This window comes from Aeromonas jandaei (assembly GCF_037890695.1).
Taxonomy (GTDB): Bacteria; Pseudomonadota; Gammaproteobacteria; order Enterobacterales; family Aeromonadaceae; genus Aeromonas; species Aeromonas jandaei.
This window is the reverse complement of the sequence record NZ_CP149571.1, coordinates 3,957,918-3,976,627: the sequence shown is the minus strand read 5'-3', so window position 1 is coordinate 3,976,627 and position 18,710 is coordinate 3,957,918. Positions and strand designations below refer to the sequence as shown.

Annotated in this window: 30 protein-coding genes, 1 tRNA gene and 1 pseudogene; 22 read left to right on the top strand and 10 right to left on the bottom strand. The window is 58.1% G+C overall.

The window, feature by feature from the left end:
- Positions 1-57: 57 nt before the first annotated feature.
- The 10 genes from WE862_RS18600 to WE862_RS18555 form a co-directional block, all read right to left on the bottom strand.
- Complete coding sequence (locus WE862_RS18600; protein ID WP_042031463.1) at positions 58-660, bottom strand: DNA N-6-adenine-methyltransferase; 603 nt, start codon at positions 658-660, stop codon at positions 58-60.
- Complete coding sequence (locus WE862_RS18595) at positions 644-976, bottom strand: hypothetical protein (protein ID WP_042031462.1); 333 nt, start codon at positions 974-976, stop codon at positions 644-646. Before WE862_RS18595 ends, WE862_RS18600 begins: the two co-directional genes overlap by 17 nt.
- Positions 973-2,193, bottom strand: coding sequence for a hypothetical protein (locus tag WE862_RS18590; RefSeq protein ID WP_042031461.1), 1,221 nt, complete (start codon positions 2,191-2,193; stop codon positions 973-975). The genes WE862_RS18595 and WE862_RS18590 overlap by 4 nt, the downstream gene beginning before the upstream one ends.
- Positions 2,194-2,243: 50 nt before the next feature.
- A complete protein-coding gene (locus tag WE862_RS18585) occupies positions 2,244-2,402 on the bottom strand; it encodes a hypothetical protein (protein WP_156128729.1) in 159 nt (52 codons plus the stop codon).
- 369 nt (positions 2,403-2,771) lie between these two features.
- Positions 2,772-3,818 (bottom strand): RecT family recombinase, encoded by a 1,047-nt coding sequence (locus WE862_RS18580; RefSeq protein WP_042031460.1) that lies wholly within the window; start codon positions 3,816-3,818, stop codon positions 2,772-2,774.
- 11 nt (positions 3,819-3,829) lie between these two features.
- Positions 3,830-5,239, bottom strand: coding sequence for a PD-(D/E)XK nuclease-like domain-containing protein (locus WE862_RS18575; protein WP_042031459.1), 1,410 nt, complete (start codon positions 5,237-5,239; stop codon positions 3,830-3,832).
- A 69-nt stretch (positions 5,240-5,308) separates the two neighbouring features.
- Complete coding sequence (locus tag WE862_RS18570; protein WP_042031458.1) at positions 5,309-5,500, bottom strand: PA3496 family putative envelope integrity protein; 192 nt, start codon at positions 5,498-5,500, stop codon at positions 5,309-5,311.
- A gap of 306 nt (positions 5,501-5,806) precedes the next feature.
- Entirely contained in the window at positions 5,807-6,058 is a 252-nt protein-coding gene (locus tag WE862_RS18565) for a hypothetical protein (protein WP_042031457.1), read from the bottom strand.
- Positions 6,059-6,267: 209 nt separating this feature from the next.
- A tRNA-Pro gene (locus tag WE862_RS18560) sits at positions 6,268-6,344 on the bottom strand.
- Positions 6,345-6,881: 537 nt separating this feature from the next.
- The gene (locus WE862_RS18555) at positions 6,882-7,592 is read right to left on the bottom strand and encodes a helix-turn-helix domain-containing protein (RefSeq protein ID WP_225628355.1); all 711 of its coding nucleotides are present in this window, start codon (positions 7,590-7,592) and stop codon (positions 6,882-6,884) included.
- 37 nt (positions 7,593-7,629) lie between these two features.
- Between WE862_RS18555 and WE862_RS18550 the strand changes: the two genes are divergently transcribed.
- The 22 genes and pseudogenes from WE862_RS18550 to WE862_RS18445 all read left to right on the top strand — a co-directional run bounded on the left by WE862_RS18550 (position 7,630) and on the right by WE862_RS18445 (position 18,684).
- Positions 7,630-7,845: a Cro/CI family transcriptional regulator gene (locus WE862_RS18550; protein WP_042031456.1), complete on the top strand. Its 216-nt coding sequence runs from the start codon at positions 7,630-7,632 to the stop codon at positions 7,843-7,845.
- A 38-nt stretch (positions 7,846-7,883) separates the two neighbouring features.
- The gene (locus WE862_RS18545; RefSeq protein WP_042031455.1) at positions 7,884-8,282 is read left to right on the top strand and encodes a hypothetical protein; all 399 of its coding nucleotides are present in this window, start codon (positions 7,884-7,886) and stop codon (positions 8,280-8,282) included.
- 5 nt (positions 8,283-8,287) lie between these two features.
- Positions 8,288-8,506, top strand: a complete 219-nt coding sequence (locus tag WE862_RS18540) for a hypothetical protein (RefSeq protein ID WP_042031454.1) — start codon at positions 8,288-8,290, stop codon at positions 8,504-8,506.
- A gap of 49 nt (positions 8,507-8,555) precedes the next feature.
- Entirely contained in the window at positions 8,556-8,714 is a 159-nt protein-coding gene (locus tag WE862_RS18535) for a hypothetical protein (protein ID WP_167335502.1), read from the top strand.
- A complete protein-coding gene (locus WE862_RS18530; protein WP_198493483.1) occupies positions 8,707-10,311 on the top strand; it encodes a DNA cytosine methyltransferase in 1,605 nt (534 codons plus the stop codon). Before WE862_RS18535 ends, WE862_RS18530 begins: the two co-directional genes overlap by 8 nt.
- A pseudogene (locus WE862_RS18525) lies at positions 10,308-11,509 on the top strand (DNA cytosine methyltransferase). Before WE862_RS18530 ends, WE862_RS18525 begins: the two are co-directional and overlap by 4 nt.
- Positions 11,506-12,477, top strand: a complete 972-nt coding sequence (locus tag WE862_RS18520; RefSeq protein WP_052448115.1) for a replication protein — start codon at positions 11,506-11,508, stop codon at positions 12,475-12,477. Before WE862_RS18525 ends, WE862_RS18520 begins: the two are co-directional and overlap by 4 nt.
- Entirely contained in the window at positions 12,477-13,148 is a 672-nt protein-coding gene (locus WE862_RS18515) for a replication protein P (protein WP_042031449.1), read from the top strand. Before WE862_RS18520 ends, WE862_RS18515 begins: the two co-directional genes overlap by 1 nt.
- On the top strand, positions 13,135-13,437 hold the full coding sequence (locus WE862_RS18510; protein ID WP_042031447.1) for a hypothetical protein: 303 nt from the start codon (positions 13,135-13,137) through the stop codon (positions 13,435-13,437). Before WE862_RS18515 ends, WE862_RS18510 begins: the two co-directional genes overlap by 14 nt.
- A 75-nt stretch (positions 13,438-13,512) precedes the next feature.
- Positions 13,513-13,809 (top strand): hypothetical protein, encoded by a 297-nt coding sequence (locus WE862_RS18505; RefSeq protein WP_042031446.1) that lies wholly within the window; start codon positions 13,513-13,515, stop codon positions 13,807-13,809.
- Positions 13,806-13,985: a hypothetical protein gene (locus WE862_RS18500; protein WP_156128728.1), complete on the top strand. Its 180-nt coding sequence runs from the start codon at positions 13,806-13,808 to the stop codon at positions 13,983-13,985. The genes WE862_RS18505 and WE862_RS18500 overlap by 4 nt, the downstream gene beginning before the upstream one ends.
- Positions 13,986-13,987: 2 nt before the next feature.
- Complete coding sequence (locus WE862_RS18495) at positions 13,988-14,431, top strand: recombination protein NinB (protein WP_042031445.1); 444 nt, start codon at positions 13,988-13,990, stop codon at positions 14,429-14,431.
- Complete coding sequence (locus WE862_RS18490) at positions 14,428-15,087, top strand: hypothetical protein (RefSeq protein WP_042031444.1); 660 nt, start codon at positions 14,428-14,430, stop codon at positions 15,085-15,087. The genes WE862_RS18495 and WE862_RS18490 overlap by 4 nt, the downstream gene beginning before the upstream one ends.
- The gene (locus WE862_RS18485) at positions 15,084-15,401 is read left to right on the top strand and encodes a Ref family recombination enhancement nuclease (RefSeq protein WP_042031443.1); all 318 of its coding nucleotides are present in this window, start codon (positions 15,084-15,086) and stop codon (positions 15,399-15,401) included. Before WE862_RS18490 ends, WE862_RS18485 begins: the two co-directional genes overlap by 4 nt.
- Positions 15,398-15,637, top strand: coding sequence for a hypothetical protein (locus tag WE862_RS18480; RefSeq protein ID WP_042031442.1), 240 nt, complete (start codon positions 15,398-15,400; stop codon positions 15,635-15,637). Before WE862_RS18485 ends, WE862_RS18480 begins: the two co-directional genes overlap by 4 nt.
- Complete coding sequence (locus WE862_RS18475) at positions 15,634-15,954, top strand: hypothetical protein (RefSeq protein ID WP_339058658.1); 321 nt, start codon at positions 15,634-15,636, stop codon at positions 15,952-15,954. The genes WE862_RS18480 and WE862_RS18475 overlap by 4 nt, the downstream gene beginning before the upstream one ends.
- Before the next feature lie 101 nt (positions 15,955-16,055).
- On the top strand, positions 16,056-16,754 hold the full coding sequence (locus tag WE862_RS18470) for a TIGR02642 family protein (RefSeq protein ID WP_339058657.1): 699 nt from the start codon (positions 16,056-16,058) through the stop codon (positions 16,752-16,754).
- 85 nt (positions 16,755-16,839) lie between these two features.
- Entirely contained in the window at positions 16,840-17,334 is a 495-nt protein-coding gene (locus WE862_RS18465; protein WP_156128727.1) for a hypothetical protein, read from the top strand.
- Between the two features lie 5 nt (positions 17,335-17,339).
- Positions 17,340-17,534, top strand: coding sequence for a DUF3283 family protein (locus WE862_RS18460; RefSeq protein WP_042031438.1), 195 nt, complete (start codon positions 17,340-17,342; stop codon positions 17,532-17,534).
- A gap of 22 nt (positions 17,535-17,556) precedes the next feature.
- Positions 17,557-17,742: a hypothetical protein gene (locus WE862_RS18455; protein ID WP_156128726.1), complete on the top strand. Its 186-nt coding sequence runs from the start codon at positions 17,557-17,559 to the stop codon at positions 17,740-17,742.
- Between the two features lie 145 nt (positions 17,743-17,887).
- Positions 17,888-18,205 (top strand): phage holin family protein, encoded by a 318-nt coding sequence (locus WE862_RS18450; protein ID WP_042031437.1) that lies wholly within the window; start codon positions 17,888-17,890, stop codon positions 18,203-18,205.
- Positions 18,205-18,684, top strand: coding sequence for a TIGR02594 family protein (locus WE862_RS18445; RefSeq protein ID WP_042031436.1), 480 nt, complete (start codon positions 18,205-18,207; stop codon positions 18,682-18,684). The genes WE862_RS18450 and WE862_RS18445 overlap by 1 nt, the downstream gene beginning before the upstream one ends.
- Positions 18,685-18,710 lie beyond the last annotated feature (26 nt).

Genomic DNA, 18,710 nt, shown 5'->3' with positions numbered 1-18,710 from the left:
GGGTTCCTCGACTTATCAACAGAAACTGTGATGGAGGCGGTTAGTAACTGGTGGGTATCAGGCTGCCTTTTTGGCGCCGATGCCGCGAACAAAGGGGATGCGGGGTGATGCGCCAACCTTCATGGTGGGGAAGGCAATCAGAGCGCAACCGAAGTTGGCCCCGCTCTTTCTGGTCACGCCATCGCGCTCGTAGAACTGGTAGCGGCCATCCGGCTCGTAGATGATCACATCATCGGCCAGCAAGCGGCGCCACCACGTCGTCAACGGCTCGTATGGGAGCAGCATCATCCCTGGCCTGCCATTAGCTTGCTGCTGGCGGGCCTGCGTGATGAACTCGGGTTTCAGGTCGAACGGCGGGTTGCACCACCAGTGCTCCGGCCAGTCAAGGTTGAGGCTGTCGATACCCATGCAGACCGTGCCTGCCAGCTCAGCCTCGCGCATCTGGGCGCGAACATCATCACTGGTGCGGTAGTCCAGCAGTCGCTCCAGCAACAGATGACTGGTGAAGTAGCGGCTGCACTTGGCTGTGAGCGGCTCGGCAGCCACATCGCACTCGAAGTTGCGACCGTAGAGCGCCTGCGCATCGGCAAAGCACTCCCAGGTAGTGGCCCAGAAGTTCTTATCGCTGGCCGGGGTGCCGCTATCAATCAGAATTGCCATCGTCTGGCTCCTCCTCGTCAACTGCAGGGCGATGGTTGAGCCAGCTCATGGCATCTTGCTTGGCAGCCTCGGCGCTTTCACTGAATCCGGCCTGATACATCACCTTGCCAAACTCTGTTGCAAGGAACTCGTAGGCACTGGAAAGGTTCTTGATAGCGACCGCAGCGTGCTCAGCTGTTTCGGTGATGGATTCGGTGCTCCACCCCTCGCGGCCAAGGTCGTCTTCCCACACCATATCGAAGCCGTCGCCATCAATGTCATCAGCATCAGTGCTGGCGATAGTCTCCAGCAGGTAAAGCAGGATCTCCTGTTTCATGCCGCCTCCTTGTGCTGTTCCGGTTGCTGGCTGGCTGCGAACTGCTCCTCCCACAGCTTCACCTTGAGATCGCAGGCGTAGACGATCTGGCCTACCAGCTTCTCTCCGATCACCCTTACCTTGTTCAGGGCTGCACCCTGATTGCTCAGCACCTTGTAGAGGGTGTCGAGCCCGGCTTGCTCCAGCGGTCTGATCACGCGAGGCGGCAGGCCGCATTCATGGATACTGACCGTCTTGGCCCAGGTGGCGCGCGGCAGCAGGTGCGGGTGACTCTTCTCCAGCGCTTCGAGCATGAAGTTGAAAATGTCCTGCGTCATGGCGTCAGGGGCGCCGGCACCGAACGGGGTGGGGTAGATGGGGTTCATCCACTGGCTCAGCATGACCGAGCAGCCGGAGCCATCGGATTTCATGGCGTGCAGCTTCCAGTTGAGGTCGTTGATGAGGTAGGGGAGGTTTGACTGCAGGCCGTGATCTACCAGATAGACATTCCAGAGCGTGCCATCCTCTCCCTTGTAGGTCTTGGCCAGGTGCTTGAACCATACCAGCTTGGCATCACGGCAGCTCTCAAGCTCCATGATTACGCCGTGTCGGCTTTCCAGCTCGCGATCCTGCTCGTTGATGGCGTCCAGCAGGTCTTTGATGCGGCGCTCGAGTTTCAGCACCTCGGCGCGGTAGGCAGCCTCGTTGCTCTTGTGCTTGGCGATCGCGGTGCGCTGCTGCTCCAGCAGGTCGTTTTTCTCCTTGATGCGGCGCTTCATGCCTGCCGGATCCATGGCCTTGAGGTCGGCAAGTTGGCGATCGGTCTGGCGGGAGGTGAATTGCAGGGCGCTGAATTTGGTATCGATCTCGTTCAGGGCGCGCTGCGCCTTGTAGAGCTCATCTGCCTTGGCTTCCAGCTCGGCTGCGCCTTCTTGCCGTGCTGCTGCGATGCGCTGCTCGGCTTCGGCTACCTGCTGGCGCAGCTGGCTGACCAGTGCGATCTGGTCATTCAGCTCTCCATCCCGGGCTTCCAGCTGGTCGATGAGCCCGTTGAACTCGTCGATATGGGCGTTGGCCGACTCGCTGATCATGGTCAGGTTGGCTGTGAGCAGGGTTTCAAAGCTGCCGATGGCGGCCTTGGCAGGGCCGTCAGGCATCAGCAGGATGTTGCGGAACTGGCTAGTGAGGGTGTTCAGGGCAAGGCTGGTTGCCTCACTGGGGTTCAGTTCGGTGGTCATGGTTCTGGTCCTGTTGTAAAGCGAAAGCCCCGTTGGCGGCGGTGCTGTGGTTAATCCGTGTAGGCGATGAATTTGAAGACTCTTATTTGCTTTCCATGCTGGTTTGTTGCTTCGTTCCAGTTGTCAAAACGTCCGCCGAATGTGCCATTAACCTTTTCCCTAACTTGGTCCATGGTCATCTCTAACGGGCATTTTCCTTTCTTGATCATTGAGCAACTGCTGTGCGAAAAACTTAGCCAATCAAGCTTTGAACCATCCATTTCTGAGAAATGATCAACTGGCGGTTTTATTGGTGTTACCGATTGGTCTACGGCCTGCTTTGGTTTGTGCAGCTGGGTCTTAGATGAATCAAATTCCTCTCCGCACTTATCACAGCAAACCAAGTACTCGGTGCAGTGACCACATGGGGCACAAATGTGACAGGAGCAGCAGCTGCCGCTATCAACTATTCGCATAACCCCGTCACACCCGTCGCGACCGCATGTCTCGCCATCATCCGTTCCAATGCTCTTTACGTTCATGTTTCTTTACCTAAAGAAAAGCCCGCAAGATAGCGGGCTGGATTGGTTTGATGTTGGTTAGGCGGCTCGCTTCTTATCGAGGCCAAGGCGCGCAATGTTGGTGCGGTAGACTTCGTTTGCCTGAGCCTTCTGCTCTTTGTTCAGCTTGTCGCCCATTTCAGTAATGACTGACAGCGCTGAGCGCAGCTCAGTTGCAGACTCGGCGATGTCGAGCTTGAACAGGGCATCTGCGAACTGATCTGCAATCTCTGGGTCAACATCAGGCACCACCGGCTCTGGTTCGCTATGCTGCTGATCAATGACGCTTTCTGCCTGCCCCTCGATGACAGTCCCCTTGTTTGCCTCTGCTTGCTGCTGCGCCCGCTTGACTGCTGCTCTCTCAGCGATGTTTTCGGTGGCAGACTTGTTGCCGCCATCCGGCGTGAAATCAGGGTTGATTTCGCGCTCTTCCAGCTCATCGACTGAGTAAACGCCAAGGATAACGTCAGGGGTGTAGAGGCGGGCCCAGCGTTTTACGCCAAGATAGGCCAGCTGTTGTTTCGGATCGTCGGCCCATAGCGTCGAGTTGCGGGTGCGAGCCTGCTGCAGCATAAGCTCAACTTCGCGCACCTGGCCGCTAGTCAGCGTTGCAGTGACCTTTACCCCGCAACCTTTCTCATCCGCAAAGCTCCAGTCAGGAACACGGTAAACGGCACCTTTTTTATCCGGGTCCTTGCTCTGGACCTCTTTGAACTTGCCGATGACACGCTCCCAAGGTCCGAAAAACTCATAGTCAAAGCGCCCTTTGATGACGCCGGAGTTAACCACCACGGCGTTGACCAGCTGAGCCTCATAACCGAGCGTTCCGTTGACAAGGTGGGTTTTTTGGGCAACAGGGAAGGGGTTCATGCCCCACTGAACCGCCTGCAAGCAGATGGCGAAGCAGTCTGCCTGATTACCGCGCAGATGTTGTGGCACGGTAGTCTTGCCGCTGGCCATCATGGCTGCCATCTTGTCGATGCTCGCCATGAAATCCATATTCATCATCAGGCTAAGCATGCTGGCCTGACCGCGCTCATTGGCCAGCACAGGGGCCGAGCTCTGGGTTGCTACTGTATTTTCCATGTCGATGTTCCTTAGAAGAGGCTGTCTGGGAGTTCTTCGGCCACCGGCTCATGACTGATCATGGTGGGGTTGAATGGCTCTTCGTTGTTGATGCGGTGGCGCTCTGCTGCAGCCTGGTACTGCGGCACGTTGATTTCACCCATGCCATCGTGTCCCGGGTAGTAATTCGCCTTGCGCCATGTGACGATGTTGCGCACTGCCATATCGCGCAGCTCGAGGCCGCGGCGCCGATCCTCCTGCCCGTAGAAGTAGACGCCGACCATGATTGGCTTGTAGACGTCGTGACCAAGTGGGCCGTCCTTCTCTACCGCGATAAACACTAAGCTGGCCGGGTGGCCGGTTACCGCTTCATAACCGTCGGTGTAGTGGGCGTCCTGAATGTGGTAGTTGTGGGCCGAGCCATCTCGGGCAAATGCCGCTTCGCTGGCGTTGCGCACAAATTTCAGGTCAGCCAGCACATGATCCGGGCGTTTCCAGTCAGGCCGGCATTTCAGCAGTTCACCGGTTTCAGGGTGGTGCCAGTAGATGCTGGTCTCTGCCTCGCCTTCATCCAGCAGCACGGCCGCCTCCGGATGATTCAGGACAGCTTCGCGGTAGCGCAGGGCGTGGATGTATTCGTTATTGGTCACGATCACCTTGTTGCCCGCCTGCTCGCGGAACTGCTCTTTCAGCTCATCGAGGAATTTCGCGTCAGGCTTGAAGGTGCGGATCCGCTCTGCCATTTCTGCTTTGGTGCCGCTCAGAGGGAGGGGGTCCGGCAGCGTGGCAATGCGCTCGGCGCGCTCCAGCTCTTTAGCGCCGATCTTGGCGTAGTTCTCTAGCACGGCCTGATAGCTGCCCTTGCTCTTGAGTGGCTTGGTCAGCGTGTCGTTGTAGGCTTTGACGCATGCCTTGAGTGCTGTGGCGGTGCGCTTGTCATCTTCGCTGATGGTCTGGAAGCTCTCGGGGAGCTGGCAGTATGCTGCCTCGGCATCACCCACTGTGGCACCCAGCTCGATGGGCTGGGTCAGCTTGGCGTTGTACGCCTCAATGGCATCAGCCAGCTCCTGCAGCTCCGGACGCTTCTCGAGACCGGCGTTGTACTCCTCGATTGCTGCCTTCATCTGGTCTGCGCCGACAAAGGCATCTTCCGGCCATACCGGCTCGATGGCGTATTCGTTTTCGAAGTCGTCAAACTCCAACACGATCTTGTGCAGGATCTTGCCTTCACGGAACGGCACAGTTTCTTTCTGCTGGTTACCGTCAATCTTGTAGTAGCGGTAGTGCTGGCCGGATATCAGTGCCAGATCCAGGCTGCTTTTCGATTCTCCTGCACTGCCGTGGTAAACATCGCTCGGGATGTCGCTATACATGCAGGGAGCTACAGGGATAAAGGCTTCAATCACCTGCTCGGCGATCTCGGTTTTTGCTGGTGCATTCATGGTGGTTGGTCATCGGGTGGTCAATCTATGCGCCCCTTACGCAATGGGCGCGTGGTCAAACTTTCATGACTACAGTTCGAGCTCATGCCGCAGGGCGCGCTTCTCGTGATACTCCTCGATGGCGCGGCGGGTGGCGGTGCGTTCGTGGGCGCTGCGGCGTTCTGCTGCGCTTGGTTCGACGTTCACGCTGTAGCGGTGTTCAGTGCGGGGCGGCATGGAGCCGCGAAAGCCCATTACCTGGGCCTCGGTCAGGTGTTTCATGGTCGTGGTCCTCTTGGTTATCCGAAGGCGGCCACAGCTTCGACGCTATGGTGTTGCCAGCTCCACCGGAGCCGCCTTGGGATACCGGCTCGCAAGCCGGGATCCGTTCACTTTCACGCACCGCTTTCCGAATTGACGGGTTATCGGCGCATCCCTACCGGCATCGGGATTCGTGGTTGTGAGCCGGTTCCAGACTGTTAAAGAGCGAGCTCAGCCGAATTTGGCGTGAGCGAAGCCAAAGCATCCTTGCGGTGCTTGAAAAAGAGGCTTTGGCTACGGCGCTATGAGGGAAGCGCCAGACCCGGGTCAGACGGCGTTACTGTGGTTCTGTGCTGTCAGGATCAGCATCAGGCGGTGGCCTTGTGGGATACGGCCAAGGTGCTTGTTGGCGATGGCGCGCTTTTCTGCCAACTTCTGGCGGCGGATGTCGTCTGCGATTTCGCTGACGCGGCGGTGGAGGCGTGCTCTGCGAGCTTTGTTGCCGCTTACGTGGTCAGCGATAGTGGCGATGATCTGGTCTGCGCTTTTCGCGGCTCTGGATAAAATGCTCTTGGTCATGGTACATTTACTCCTGTTGGCGAGTTGGTCCTCGCTGATACTCACTGGCTTTGGCTGGTCGAGGTCCTGATTGCTGGGGTTGGTCCCCCGGCATTCTATGACCGGGTGGTACCCGGTCACTTCAAAGCCCGCCTCGTGCGGGCTTTGTCGTTCTTACGCGCTGGTCAGGCGCTTTACTTCTGGTCGTCCTGATTGCTGGGTGTCTAATTTGGTCCGCCTTGCAGGACTTGAACCTGCGACCCTCTGGTCCCAAACCAGATGCGCTACCAGACTGCGCTAAAGGCGGATGTGGTGCCGGTTACCTGATCCGGCGACCGCTAGCGTCCAGTTAAATGCTGTAGCTCGGCCGGTTTGTTGTGGTGTCCGGGTCTGACACCGGACTTGGTCTGAGGGGTATCCCTGCGAATACCGACTGGCGCAAAGACCGTCCATTCACCACAACTGCGGATTGCACTGCGCCGGCTAGACCAGAGGTCGTCATCCCCGTGTGTATCAGCGTGAATAGCGCTGACTGCCAGCTCCATCTGCAAGGCTTTTGCCGCAATGCAATCCCAGTTGTGTTCTGGCCTTTTACTCCGCCAGAGCGGGAGGTTTGTTTCCCAAGACCTTCACCACGATTGGCCGCCTTCCACGCTGCCCCTTGCTGTTACCGGTCTTGGTTCGGCTGATTACGTTACCGAACAAGGCAAAGGTTAATATTGGTGAACTAAGGCGTCAAGATGTTTTGTTCATTATTGTGAATCTTTTTTTCGTGAAGGGATTCCGCTCCGAACCGCGGACACAAAAAAGCCCGCATGAAGCGGGCTTGATGTGGCTATGGTGGTTACTCTTTCACGTCTCGGCGCAGTTCGATCATGCGGCCGTACACCAGCGCGTCCTTGATTGGTACCACTCCAAGGCGGGGGTCATCGGTTACCAGGGTGATTCCGGACAGGCCATCCAGAGCCTTGAGCAGCCTTTCCTGCTTGTTGCTTGATAGCCTAACCAGAACGATGTCGTTATGACGCGGCTCGCGATCAGCGAGGTCAATAACGCAGATGTCGCCAGCTCTGATACCGGTATTGGATAGGTTATCGTCATCAGCAACAACCCCTATCAGGTGGCCATTGGCCTCACTGAAAATGCTCCTGCCGCTGTCGAGCGTAGACAGGGCGTCAGTGGGGTGTTTGGCCATCTCAGCCATTTCCCATACCGGAACCTTACCGAGGTTGGTATCTGATACGTAAGTTCCGCTCTCTTTGCCTGTGTAGAGCCATAGCGGGTCACAGCCAAGAGCCTTTGCGATAGAGAGCAGGCTACTTACCCGCAGGTCTTTCAGCGGGTCAGACAAGATAATTGATACCGCGGCCTTGCTAACCCCTGACTTGCGCACAAGGTCAGCCTGACTGAATCCGCGCTCACTCATCATGTATTTCAGCCGATCTCTAAACGAGGTCATGTCTTTTCCGTTCTTATAACTAAACACATGGCCATTCTGTCTCATTTCTCGATCACTATGTTGATCGTTGATTTGTTCATAATTAGGAACTAACATGAAACCTCACCACTTATGAGAACAAGGGCCTAGACCAATGAAAAAAAGTGATGTCATCAATCATTTCGGCAATATGGCCCGCGCCATGAAGGCGATAGGTGTATCTCGCAGCGCCGCTGTGAAGTGGGGCGATATCGTCCCTGCTCAGCACGCCATCAGCTTCGTCGTGGCAAGCAATGGCGAGATCCCTATCGGCATTGAGGATTACCAGCTTAAAAGCAATCAGGACCAGCCAACCCTGCAGGCCGCCTAACCACCGGCCTGTCACATAACCACCAGAGGACCAACACAATGGGAAGAGTATCGCTTCCAGATCACGAAAAACTCGACACCTGCTCCCCGCTACGGGTGCGCGGCACTGTCGGCCACCGCCAAGTGTGGCAAGAAGTCGGCGCCGAAGTCGGCATGACTGAAACCGCATTTGCCCGTACCTCGCTGCTGATGCTACTTAACTCCATATCGAAGCACGAGCCGCAGATCCTGGCGAGAGCCGTGAAACGAGCCAACCGGAGCCTCATCGAGCAGGGTTACCCGCCCGTTACAGTCGATGAAATCCTGAAAGGGGATGGCCTGCCAGAGCGCGGCCTGCTCACGTTCACCGCTGCCGACGAGGCTGCATACGACGAGGAGCGCCCCAAGAAGCCGGTGCAGAAGCTCATTGGCCTGATCAACTTCGTTTTAGGGAGATAACCACCATGACTATCCAAGCAAGACCGCCTCGCCCGGAAGCCAAGCCCGTCACTGATCGGGAAAACATCATCCTGAAAGCTGTGATCCACGAGCTGTCGCTCGAGCTGGACACTGCGCTGATCCCGACCGCGCACGCTGCCGGCACCGATAAAACAGCCCTCCGGCTCTCCCGCGAGCTGATGGCCCGCAAGATCGAGCGCGCCGAGAAGCAGCCAAGCGCCTAACCAGTAGCAAACAAGCCCGCCTAACCACCGGGCTTACAGGACCAAGACCATGACTATTGAACCCAAGGCCCTGGGGGCCTCCTATTTTTCCACTTCCGATCTGTGCCACTGCCCGCGCTGCGGCAGCGAACTGCGTACCGGTACCGATGACCGCTCATTTGAATGCTCTTGGTGTTACTACACCGAGCAGGAGGTGGTCAATGCGTAAGTCGCCAGTCGCTGCGGTATGCCGCAACACCTTCAACCTGTTCGACGAGATCGTGGTGGACAACTTCGCTGGCGGTGGCGGGGCCAGCACAGGTATCGAGATGGCCCTGGGCCGCAGCCCTGAGATCGCCATCAACCACGACCCAGACGCGATCTCCATGCACACCGTCAACCACCCGACCACAGAGCACTATTGCGAGTCAGTGTGGGATATCGTGCCGCGCGACGTTGTTGCTGGCCGACCTGTCGGGCTGGTCTGGCTGTCACCTGACTGCAAGCACTTCTCCAAGGCCAAGGGCTCTACACCGGTAAGCAAGAAGATCCGGGGCTTGGCGTGGGTCACCCTGCGCTGGGCTGCGACTGTTCGCCCACGGGTGATCATGCTGGAAAACGTCGAGGAGTTTCAGACATGGGGGCCGCTGCTGATCGACTCTGAGGGCAACGCCCGCCCTGACCCGGCCAAGAAGGGGCGCACCTTCAACAGCTTCATCAACGCCCTGCGCCGCCAAGGCTATAAGGTGGAATGGCGGGAGCTGCGCGCCTGCGACTACGGCACCCCAACCATTCGCAAGCGCCTGTTTTTGATTGCCCGTCGGGATGGTGCCCCCATCGCGTGGCCAAAGCCGACCCATGGCGATCCCGCCAGTGCCGAAGTGAAAGCTGGCAAGCTACTGCCGTGGCCAACCGCTGCCGATGTGATCGACTGGTCTATCCCCTGCCCATCCATTTTCGAGCGTAAGCGGCCGTTGGCAGAGAATACCCTACGCCGGATTGCCAAGGGCCTGGATCGGTTCGTTATCAACGCTGAGCAGCCATTTATTGTTCCGATAGATGGCAAGTCTGCTTTCGCGCCCTTCATCACGGAGCACGCCAACGCCAGCCATCAGCGCAACATGCCGGCTGATGAGCCCCTGCGTACCATCTGCGCCCAAGTCAAAGGGGGTCACTTTGCGCTGGTTTCTCCGGTTATCTCCCGCCAGTTCGGTCGATCTGTAGGCCAATCAGTGGAGGAGCCGCTGGGGACGGTAATGGCAAAGGCCGACAAGAGCCAGCTGGTCACCGCCTTTCTGGCCAAGCATTACACCGGCGTTGTCGGTGCAGAGCTGACCCAGCCGCTGCCGACTGTGACCACCGTTGACCACAATGCGCTGGTCACCAGCCACCTGGTAAAACTGCGCGGCACATGCCAGCACGGCCAGCCAGTGACCGAACCAATGCCTACCGTAACTGCCGGCGGGCTGCACGTCGGAGAGGTGCGGGCTTTCCTGCTCAAGTATTACGGCAACGACTCGACCATCCCATGTTCTGAGCCACTGCATACCGTGACCACCCGGGACCGCTTCGGTCTGGTAACCGTGCGCGGAGAGGATTACCAGATCATCGATATCGGTATGCGGATGCTGGAACCCCATGAGCTGTTCGCTGCACAGGGTTTCCCTGCCGACTACGTGATCGACCACGACGCCAACGGCAAGAAGTTCACCAAAACAGCGCAGGTGGCCCGCTGCGGCAATGCAGTGTGCCCGCCACTTGCTGCGGCTCTGGTGCGAGCAAACCTGCCTGAGATGTGCGCAGATGCGCAGGTGGAGGCAGCATGATCTACGGCAGCGTTTGCAGCGGCGTCGAGGCCACCTCGCTGGCTTGGGAGACTCTTGGTTGGACCCTGCGTGGTTCGCCGAGATTGATCCATTCCCGAGCGCGGTGCTGGCGCACCATTGGCCGAACGTCACCAACCTTGGCGATATGACCAAAATTGCTACCGCCGTCCTCAAGGGGGATGTCGCGGCGCCAGAAATCCTTGTCGGCGGAACGCCATGTCAGGCGTTTTCCGTTGCCGGTGCCCGCGAGGGGCTGGCTGATGACCGTGGTTTTCTGACTATCAAGTACGTGGAGCTTGCCAATGCCATTGATCAAAAACGAGCAGCAGCTGGAGCTGTTCCCTGCATCACCGTCTGGGAAAACGTCCCAGGCGTCCTCTCGTCCAAAGACAACGCTTTTGGCGCATTCCTTGGCTTCCTTGCCGGGGAAGATTGCGAGCTCGTCCCACCAGGGAAGAAATGGGAAAACGCTGGTTGTGTGCTTGGCCCCCAAAGAGCAATCGCGTGGCGGATCCTCGATGCCCAATATTTCGGAGTGGCCCAACGCCGCCGCCGTGTGTTCGTTGTCGCAAGTGCTCGAGAAGGGTTCGATCCCGCAAAAGTTCTTTTTGAGTGCGAAGGCATGCGCCGGGATTCTGCGCCGAGCAGAGAAGCGGGGGAAAACGCTACCGCCACTGCTAGCGCAAGCTTTAAGGTCGGTTCTCACTGGGATGGAGACGGATACGCACCCCCAACCCTGAGCCAATCGCACAATACTGGAGGGATAGGTGCCAGTAATCAGGAGCTGTTTAGCCAGAGAGGGGCTGGGCTGGTACCAGCAGGCAGTAGCGAAGACGATAGCCATGCCAATGCAGGTGCTACCCCTGCGATTGCTTACGGAATTCGCACAGCAAACACCAGCAGCAATGGGTGGGGAATTCAGGAAGAGGTTACTCACACCTTGGATACTGCGCAGGGGATTGCAGTGTCTCATCACATGGCAGTTCGCCGCCTTACTCCAGTAGAGTGCGAGCGGCTGCAGGGATTCCCTTATGGCCACACTGACGTGCCATATCGCGGCAAGCCAGCAGCTGACGAACCGAGATACAAGGCGATCGGCAACTCCATGGCGGTTCCGTGCATGGCCTTCATTGGCCAGCGTATAGACCAACACCTGTCCGATATCGGCATCCCGGCTGTAGATGAGGAGGCTGCATGAACACCGTTATCCAATTCCCGGGGCCTAGTGCCCCGCAATCACCCCAGAAGGAGGTTCGTGTGGCTGACCTTGATGATGGGTATACCCGCACGGCGAATGAGATCCAGAAGGCCAAGTGCAAGCTGCGCATGGCAGGTAGAGAGCTCAATGTCCTTGATGCGGTGATCTACTCAACCTATGGCTGGAACAAGAAGCGCGACCGCCTCACAAACACCTATTTGGCAGACCTGTGCGACATGGACCCGTCAGATGTAAATAAGGCTCTTCTGGTGTTGGCTAGACGTCGCATTATCACTCTTGAGAAGCTCGGCCATATGAAAATTGTAGGCGTAAACAAGGTAATCAGTGAGTGGGTATACGCCAGAGAAAAGACCCAAAAGGGTATTGGCAATTTCACCAAAAAACCGGGTAATTCCACCCAAAATAGTGGGCGTTTTGACATTTCAAATCAGGTGAAAACACCCAACACCCAAGACAGTCTTACCCAAGACAATATAAAAACCTCTTCGTCGAAGAACGCTGACGCGCTCCCCGACGCCGGAGCTGTTGAATCGGTTTCTGCCACTGTCGAGAAGATCCGTCCAGATGCTGCCATCCAGACCAAGAGCGGAAAATTCTGGGGCACTCAGGATGATCTGACCTGCGCTGAATACATCCACGGCAGGGTGCTTGTGGTTAACCCAACGGCCAAGGCCCCCAACTGGGCGCAGTGGGCGAACGATATCCGCCTGATGCGAACCCAGCTGGGGTACACCCACCACGATATCTGCTCGCTGTTCAAATGGGCCAACCTAGACCCGTTCTGGTCTGCCAACGTGCTGTGCCCAAAGACCCTGCGCAAGCAGTGGGACAAGCTCACTGCCAAGCGCGCAGGGGTGGTGCGCCAGCCAGTGCGTGGCGATGAGTGGGATCTGACTAAGACCATGAACGCCGACAAGCTCAACCAGTTGATTCAGGAGGGGTTCTGATGGCTATGAAACCGTTAAGCGAAGTGCTGGCAGATATGCCGAGCGAGTTGCCTGCAACACCGGTACGCCAAGCTGCCGCCGTGGTTACCGAGCGCGACACCTTGGTCGTGAGCAAATTACTCGAGCAGCTCAAGGTGATATTCCCTGCCTGGCAACGCTCGTTCCCCACGCCGAAGATGCAGGACCAGGCCCTGCGGGAGTGGACGATTGCGCTGGTTGAGGCCAACTGCACCAGCCGTGAGCAGTTGAGCTTGGGGATGCGGGTTGCGCGATCTCAGGAGATCCCGTTCTTCCCGGGGCCGGGCATGTTCATCAAGTGGTGCGAGATCACGCCTGAGTCAATGGGGCTGCCGTCTCTGGAGACCGCTCTGGTCGAGGTTCGCACCCGGCGTTACACCCATCCAGCCGTCGAGCTGGCCGCCAAGGCGACGAGCTGGGAGCGCCAAACGCTCAGCCTGGATGCGTACCGCCCTGTGTTCGAGCAGGCATACGCCCAGCTGCTGCGCCGGGTTGTTTCCGGAGAGGATCTTGGGGAGGAGGTGCGCAAGGGACTGCCAACGCGTGAGCAGATCCAGCACAGCCCGGAGTATTACCAGCAAACAGGCCAGCGCGGCGTGGAAAGCCTCAAGGCCCTGTTCAAGCGTGGAGGGATGGCCAATGTTCAATCCTGACGTGATCGCCGCGGTCAAGGCCGCAAAGTTTTGCCGGGTGGTGATCTATCCGCCCGTGCGCGGCTGGTGCGGGGAGCGGGTGCTGCTTGAGGTGGCAGACGAGATCGCCGTGTTGGGGCACACCGATTGCCAGCGTGGAGCAGGGCACTGGCTGGTGATCGACACGACGCCTGAGCAAGTGGCGGAGGAGGCTGAACGGCTGAGAGGTGCGCCAGTACTGGTGTTGAGAGGCGGTGTTGCAAATGGAGCTGTGGATAACTTTGATGGGGAGGGCCTTGCCAACCAGTGACAACCGGTATATCGCGCCGTAACATGTTCATGCCGGACTTAGACCACCCGGCTGTTTGACCAAAAGGACCCGACCATGACCGCAAAATCGAATACCAGAGATCTATCCGTTGCGACCCAGCTGGGGCGCGTCATCGCGATAATGCGCGACGGAAAAGCCCGCACCCTGCGCGACATCGAGCGCGAGTGCTGGAACCGCTTCGGCCACGCCGACACTCAAGCCGCCATCAGCGCCCGCCTGCGCGAAGTGTGCTGCCATGGCTGGGTGAAGCACTCAACCTGCCAGACCATCGACAGCAAGCAGGTTTGGCATTACAGCCTATCGCCGTTCCCCACTGCGGAAGCCGTTGCGGATAAGGCGGTGGCAGCATGAGAATCTCACTCGCCATCGCAGCTGTGATGGCTGCAGCGTCAGCCAATACTCCATGGATGCGCTTGCAGGATTTCACTCCAGCAAGCTCATTCTGCATCCCCAACCCGCGCAATGACAGGGCCGCAAAACGCCAGCGTGCCGCAGCCAAGCGCCGCAACAAAGCCAAGCGGGGGTGAGGATGAGCAACTATCCAAAGCACTTCCTGCGCAGCCCAGAAATCCGCACCCGAGCCTGCCAGCTGGTCGCAAGCCTGCCGGTTGACCAGGGCAAGCCACTGATCATCGAAATCAAGGAGATGACCCGCAGCCTGGCCCAGAACGCCCTGTTTTGGGCGGTCATGACCGACATCTCCGAGCAGGTCAACTGGCACGGCCGCAAGCTCTCCAAGGAGGACTGGAAACACGTCCTCTCCGCCGCCCTGTACCAGCAGGACGTGGTACCGAACATCGACGGCAACGGGTTCGTGGTGCTGGGCAAGTCCACATCCAAGATGACCGTGCGCGAGATGCGCGATCTCATCGAGCTGGCCCAATCGTTCGGCGCCCAGCAGGGCGTGAAGTTCGGAGATGAATCCCGCCGAGGCTTCGACTGGGTGGCGGCATACGGGAGGGCGGCTGCATGAGCGACCAACTCACCCACTCCCGCCTGTCTGAGATTGCCTGCTCATGGCTCAAGCGCCCGATGAGCAACAAGGGGCCGGCCTGCCAAATAGCCATGATTGAGGTAGGCGGTCTCTATGGCGGAGAGCGCGCTGACGCATGGGGATACCGCTGGGGATGTAACGGCGGATCGGTCCTCGTAGAGGTGAAGGTATCTCGCTCTGACTTTCTCGTCGATGCCAAGAAGCCGCACCGCAATGGCAAAGTTCTTGGAATGGGAACCTATCGGTACTACATGTGCCCCGAGGGCATCATTACCCTGGACGACCTGCCGCATGGCTGGGGGTTGCTGTGGGTCAACAGCCGCGGCCATGTGAAGTTGATGGCCGGGCATGTGGGCATGCTGCTTGGCCACAATGGGCGAGGAGCCGAAACCGTCTGGGCTCACCAGAAGAATGACCAGCTTGAGCTGGAAATGATGGCCCATGTACTGAGCCGGATCGGCGACCCTGAGGTGATGAATCGCCGGTTGCGTGATGCAGAGCTGAAAGCGCAACGTCTGGCACGCTATCACGATGATTTCCACCGACAGGAAAGCGAGATGCGATCCCTGCGCTGGAAGGTGAAAGGCCTGAGCGAAATGCTTGATGCCCATGGTGTGGAGGTGAACGCAGCATGAGCAAAACCAAGGCTGACAAGAAGTGGCTGGACGACGTGAGCTCGCTTGGCTGTATCGCCTGCCGCAATGCCGGGTATGGCGCCACACCAGCTGAAATCCATCATGTGCGCTCTGGGTCTGGCATGGCCCAGCGTGCCGAGCACACCAGAGTGCTGCCACTGTGCCCCCGGCACCACCGCGCTTGCTACCCCACCGGATTCCACGCTGCTCCGCGCACCTGGCAGCAGGAGCACGGTAGCGAGGAGGATTTGCTGGAGCAGGTAGCCCGGGAAGTGGCAGAGATGCGCAAGAACACCATCGGGAGGGCGGCATGAGCGACAAGGTTGTCAATCTCGCAGAGGTGAGCAAGGAGAGCGGCATCAATGTCGTCTCCACCCTTGAGCAGATACTCGAGAGAGCCAAGCGCGGAGAGGTCATCAACTGCCTCATCGTGACGGTAAACAGCGATTACTCCTGCTCGCGTGCCTGGGCGAACGGCTATCAGCCTTTCTCCCTGATCGGGCAACTGGAGAACGCCAAGGCCAGCTTCATGGAGGCGCATCTCGAATGATCTACCTCTCCGCCATCGAAGCAGGTCGCCTGCTCGGCAAGCACCCGAAAGCCAAGGCTGTGGTGAACAAGGTCAAGAAGGCGCAGCAGGTTGATGCCTTGCACCAGCGCGTGCTGGCCCAGCTGGTCGGCTTCCCTGACCCAGCCACCGAGCTGGTATTTCACCCCAAGCGCAAATGGAGACTCGACTACGCCTGGCCAACCCGCATGATCGCCGTCGAGATCCACGGCGGGATCCACTCCGGTGGCCGGCATACTCGCGGAAAAGGTTTCATAGAGGACCGCGCCAAGATGAACGAGGCCCGTTTTCTCGGGTGAACCGTCATCGAGGCCACGCCAGAGCACATTCAATCCGGCCAGCTGCGCGCCTGGCTGCTTACCGCTTTCAAACAGGACCAAGACCAAAAGAGGACCAATCCATGAGTAATTCACTGGAAATGGCACTGCGCCTGTTCTCACCCAAAGGGGCGCTATATGAGAAAACATCAAGAAACTTCAACGATTTGGGTAGTGATGACATTATCGGGGCCCTGCAGGTGGCCGCCAAGTCAAACCAGCAGGGGCTCCAGTTCCTGATGGCTGATCACCTGCTCGATACCTCCGCCATCTCTGAGCTGCTGGCGCACTTTGAGTACGCTACCGGTAATGAAGAGGCCGGTGGAATGGCGCTGGCTATCCTGCTGCGCCGCCCGCTGCCTGAGCAACTGGATCGGCTGGTATCCTCCCACCCCCATTACGACAAGGAGCGCCGCCGCGCTGCCGTGGTGATGGAGAAGGCCAAGCGCGCCCACCGGGCCGGTAATGACCACGAATATCAGCGCCTGCTGGCTGAGCGTAACGGGATCTTGTCTCTAGCCCACGACCACTGTGTCGCCGAGATGCTGCAATCCGGCCGCTGCCCGCACTGCAAGGGCACCGGGATCCGCCCCCGCAAGGGTGACGAGTGCCCCAAGTGCCACGGTACCGGGCGAGTAGTGCCCCATGCCGATATGGTCGCGCGTCGGTTCGGGCTGGAGATGCGCCAGCGCGTCGAGCGGCTGGTTGATGAGGTGATCCACCAAGCGTCAGATCTGTCCAAGATCATGAACCGGCAGGTGCGCCAGATGCGGGCAGCTTGATTAGGGGTGGCTCAGCAGTTTGTCCATCCGCCCTCAATAGTGCAAAATCGTGCCACAACATAGGCACGAGCATTTTGGGGGCATTATGATTGAGACGGGAAGAGACAAGCACTGCACGGTATGTGGTGATAGACCAGCCAGCGCCAGCTGGGTTTGTAGTGGTGATGGCGGTATGGAATTCGCGGTGTGTGTAGTGTGCGCCACTAATAAACTGCCACAACTCATCGCAGATGCGGTGTTTAGCTCTATGCAAGGAGCAAGAAATGACGCTGCCGATTACTCAAAAAAAGCCTTCAATGATGTATCAGAAAATTACCACCGAGCATTATCACATGCCGCCCTTAGCGGAATGATTAAGCCATTGATATTTAATTGCCTCAAATGCAATAAGCAGCAGACAGTGTCTGATGCCAGGGTGTCTGTTTCTGCCAAAAAAGAATTTGTCGAGTGTGTAGAGTGTGGTTACGCGCACGAGGTATCGTGGGCATTGACAGAAGATGTGACTGCTGTTGACGACGAATTCATTCAGTCTATTTCCATTAACCGTGCTGAGCGTTCAAATACAGATACGGTGGAGTGAGCAAAATGTCATTTAACCTATGCTCACTGCCAAAAGAAGAGCAGGAGAGGGTTGAGGTAGAGAAGGCCGCAGCCTATGCAGTGTGGAAGGAGCGAAACCCCGAGATCAAGATCCCAGCAGAGAGCGAGGCCGGGAACTACAAGGGGGAGATGCAGGCTTACTTCCTGCAGCAGGTTGAGCGGTATAGAAAAATCAAATAACCATCACAACAAGGAGATACATATGGATATGAAAGATGCGGCAGAACTTAGAGCGAAGTGGGATGGATCGCCATGCGAACACGCCAATCTTGCGAAAGAGTTTTATTCTGGCTCACCTACTGGTGACTATGTGTGCACCAAGTGTGGCTCAACAGGGTGGGGAAAGGATTGGGCAACTAAAGAAGTTAAAGAGTCGCACAGGTCTTAATATTCGGCATGCGCAGTTTGCTGCTGGTTGAATCCCAGCCGCCCCAGCGTTAGTATCTATCAAAGATGGCCAGATTCCCCCGGGACTCTGGCCTTTTTCATTTCTGGCCCGCCACCGTGCGGGCTTTGTCGTTTCTGGAGGGGCGATGACGCCTGACAAGGATCCACAGAACTACAGCATGCTCGCCTATCTGGCGTTTGGCGGGCTGAGCGTATGGGGAGGGCTTGTGACCTACATACAGACAGTGAAGCGCGAAGGGCGGCAGTTCCGCTGGGCGGAGGCGGCGCTGCAGGTTGTGGTGTCAGGCTTCGCCGGGATGCTGACCATGCTGCTGAGCTGGTATATCGCCGCACCGCTGCCGCTGTGTGGCTTTATGGCTGGCCTGGCTGGTCTGATGGGGTCGAAGGCCCTGGAGCTTTACGAGCGCCGGGCAACCGGCTGGATGACTGGGGGGAAGGAGTAATGGCACAGCGTTGGGTAGAAGAGGCCCGCCGACATATCGGGCTGACTGAAATCAAGGGGCCGAAGCACAACCCTGAAATCGTGGCGATGTGGAAGGCTATCAAGCGTGGCGGCATCCAAGATGACGAGACGCCGTGGTGCGCGGCATTCGTGGGAGCCTGCCTGGAGCGGGTAGGTGTTCAGTCAACCCGATTCGAGGGGGCGCGCTCTTATGCCTCTTGGGGTGAGAAGCTGGATAAGCCGGTGGCCGGCTGCGTGGTGGTGTTCAGCCGTGACGGTGGCGGCCATGTCGGTTTCGTCGTGGGGCAAGACAAGGCTGGCAATCTGCTGGTGCTGGGTGGCAATCAGGCTGATGCCGTAAATGTGAAGGCATTCCCCCGATCCCGGGTTACCGCATACCGCTGGCCTGCTGGTGAGCCGATGCCTGGTGGTGAGTTGCCGGTGATGGCTGCCGCCGAGTTCTCGAAGTCAGAGGCATAGGCGAAAGCCGTGCCGATATCGCCGGG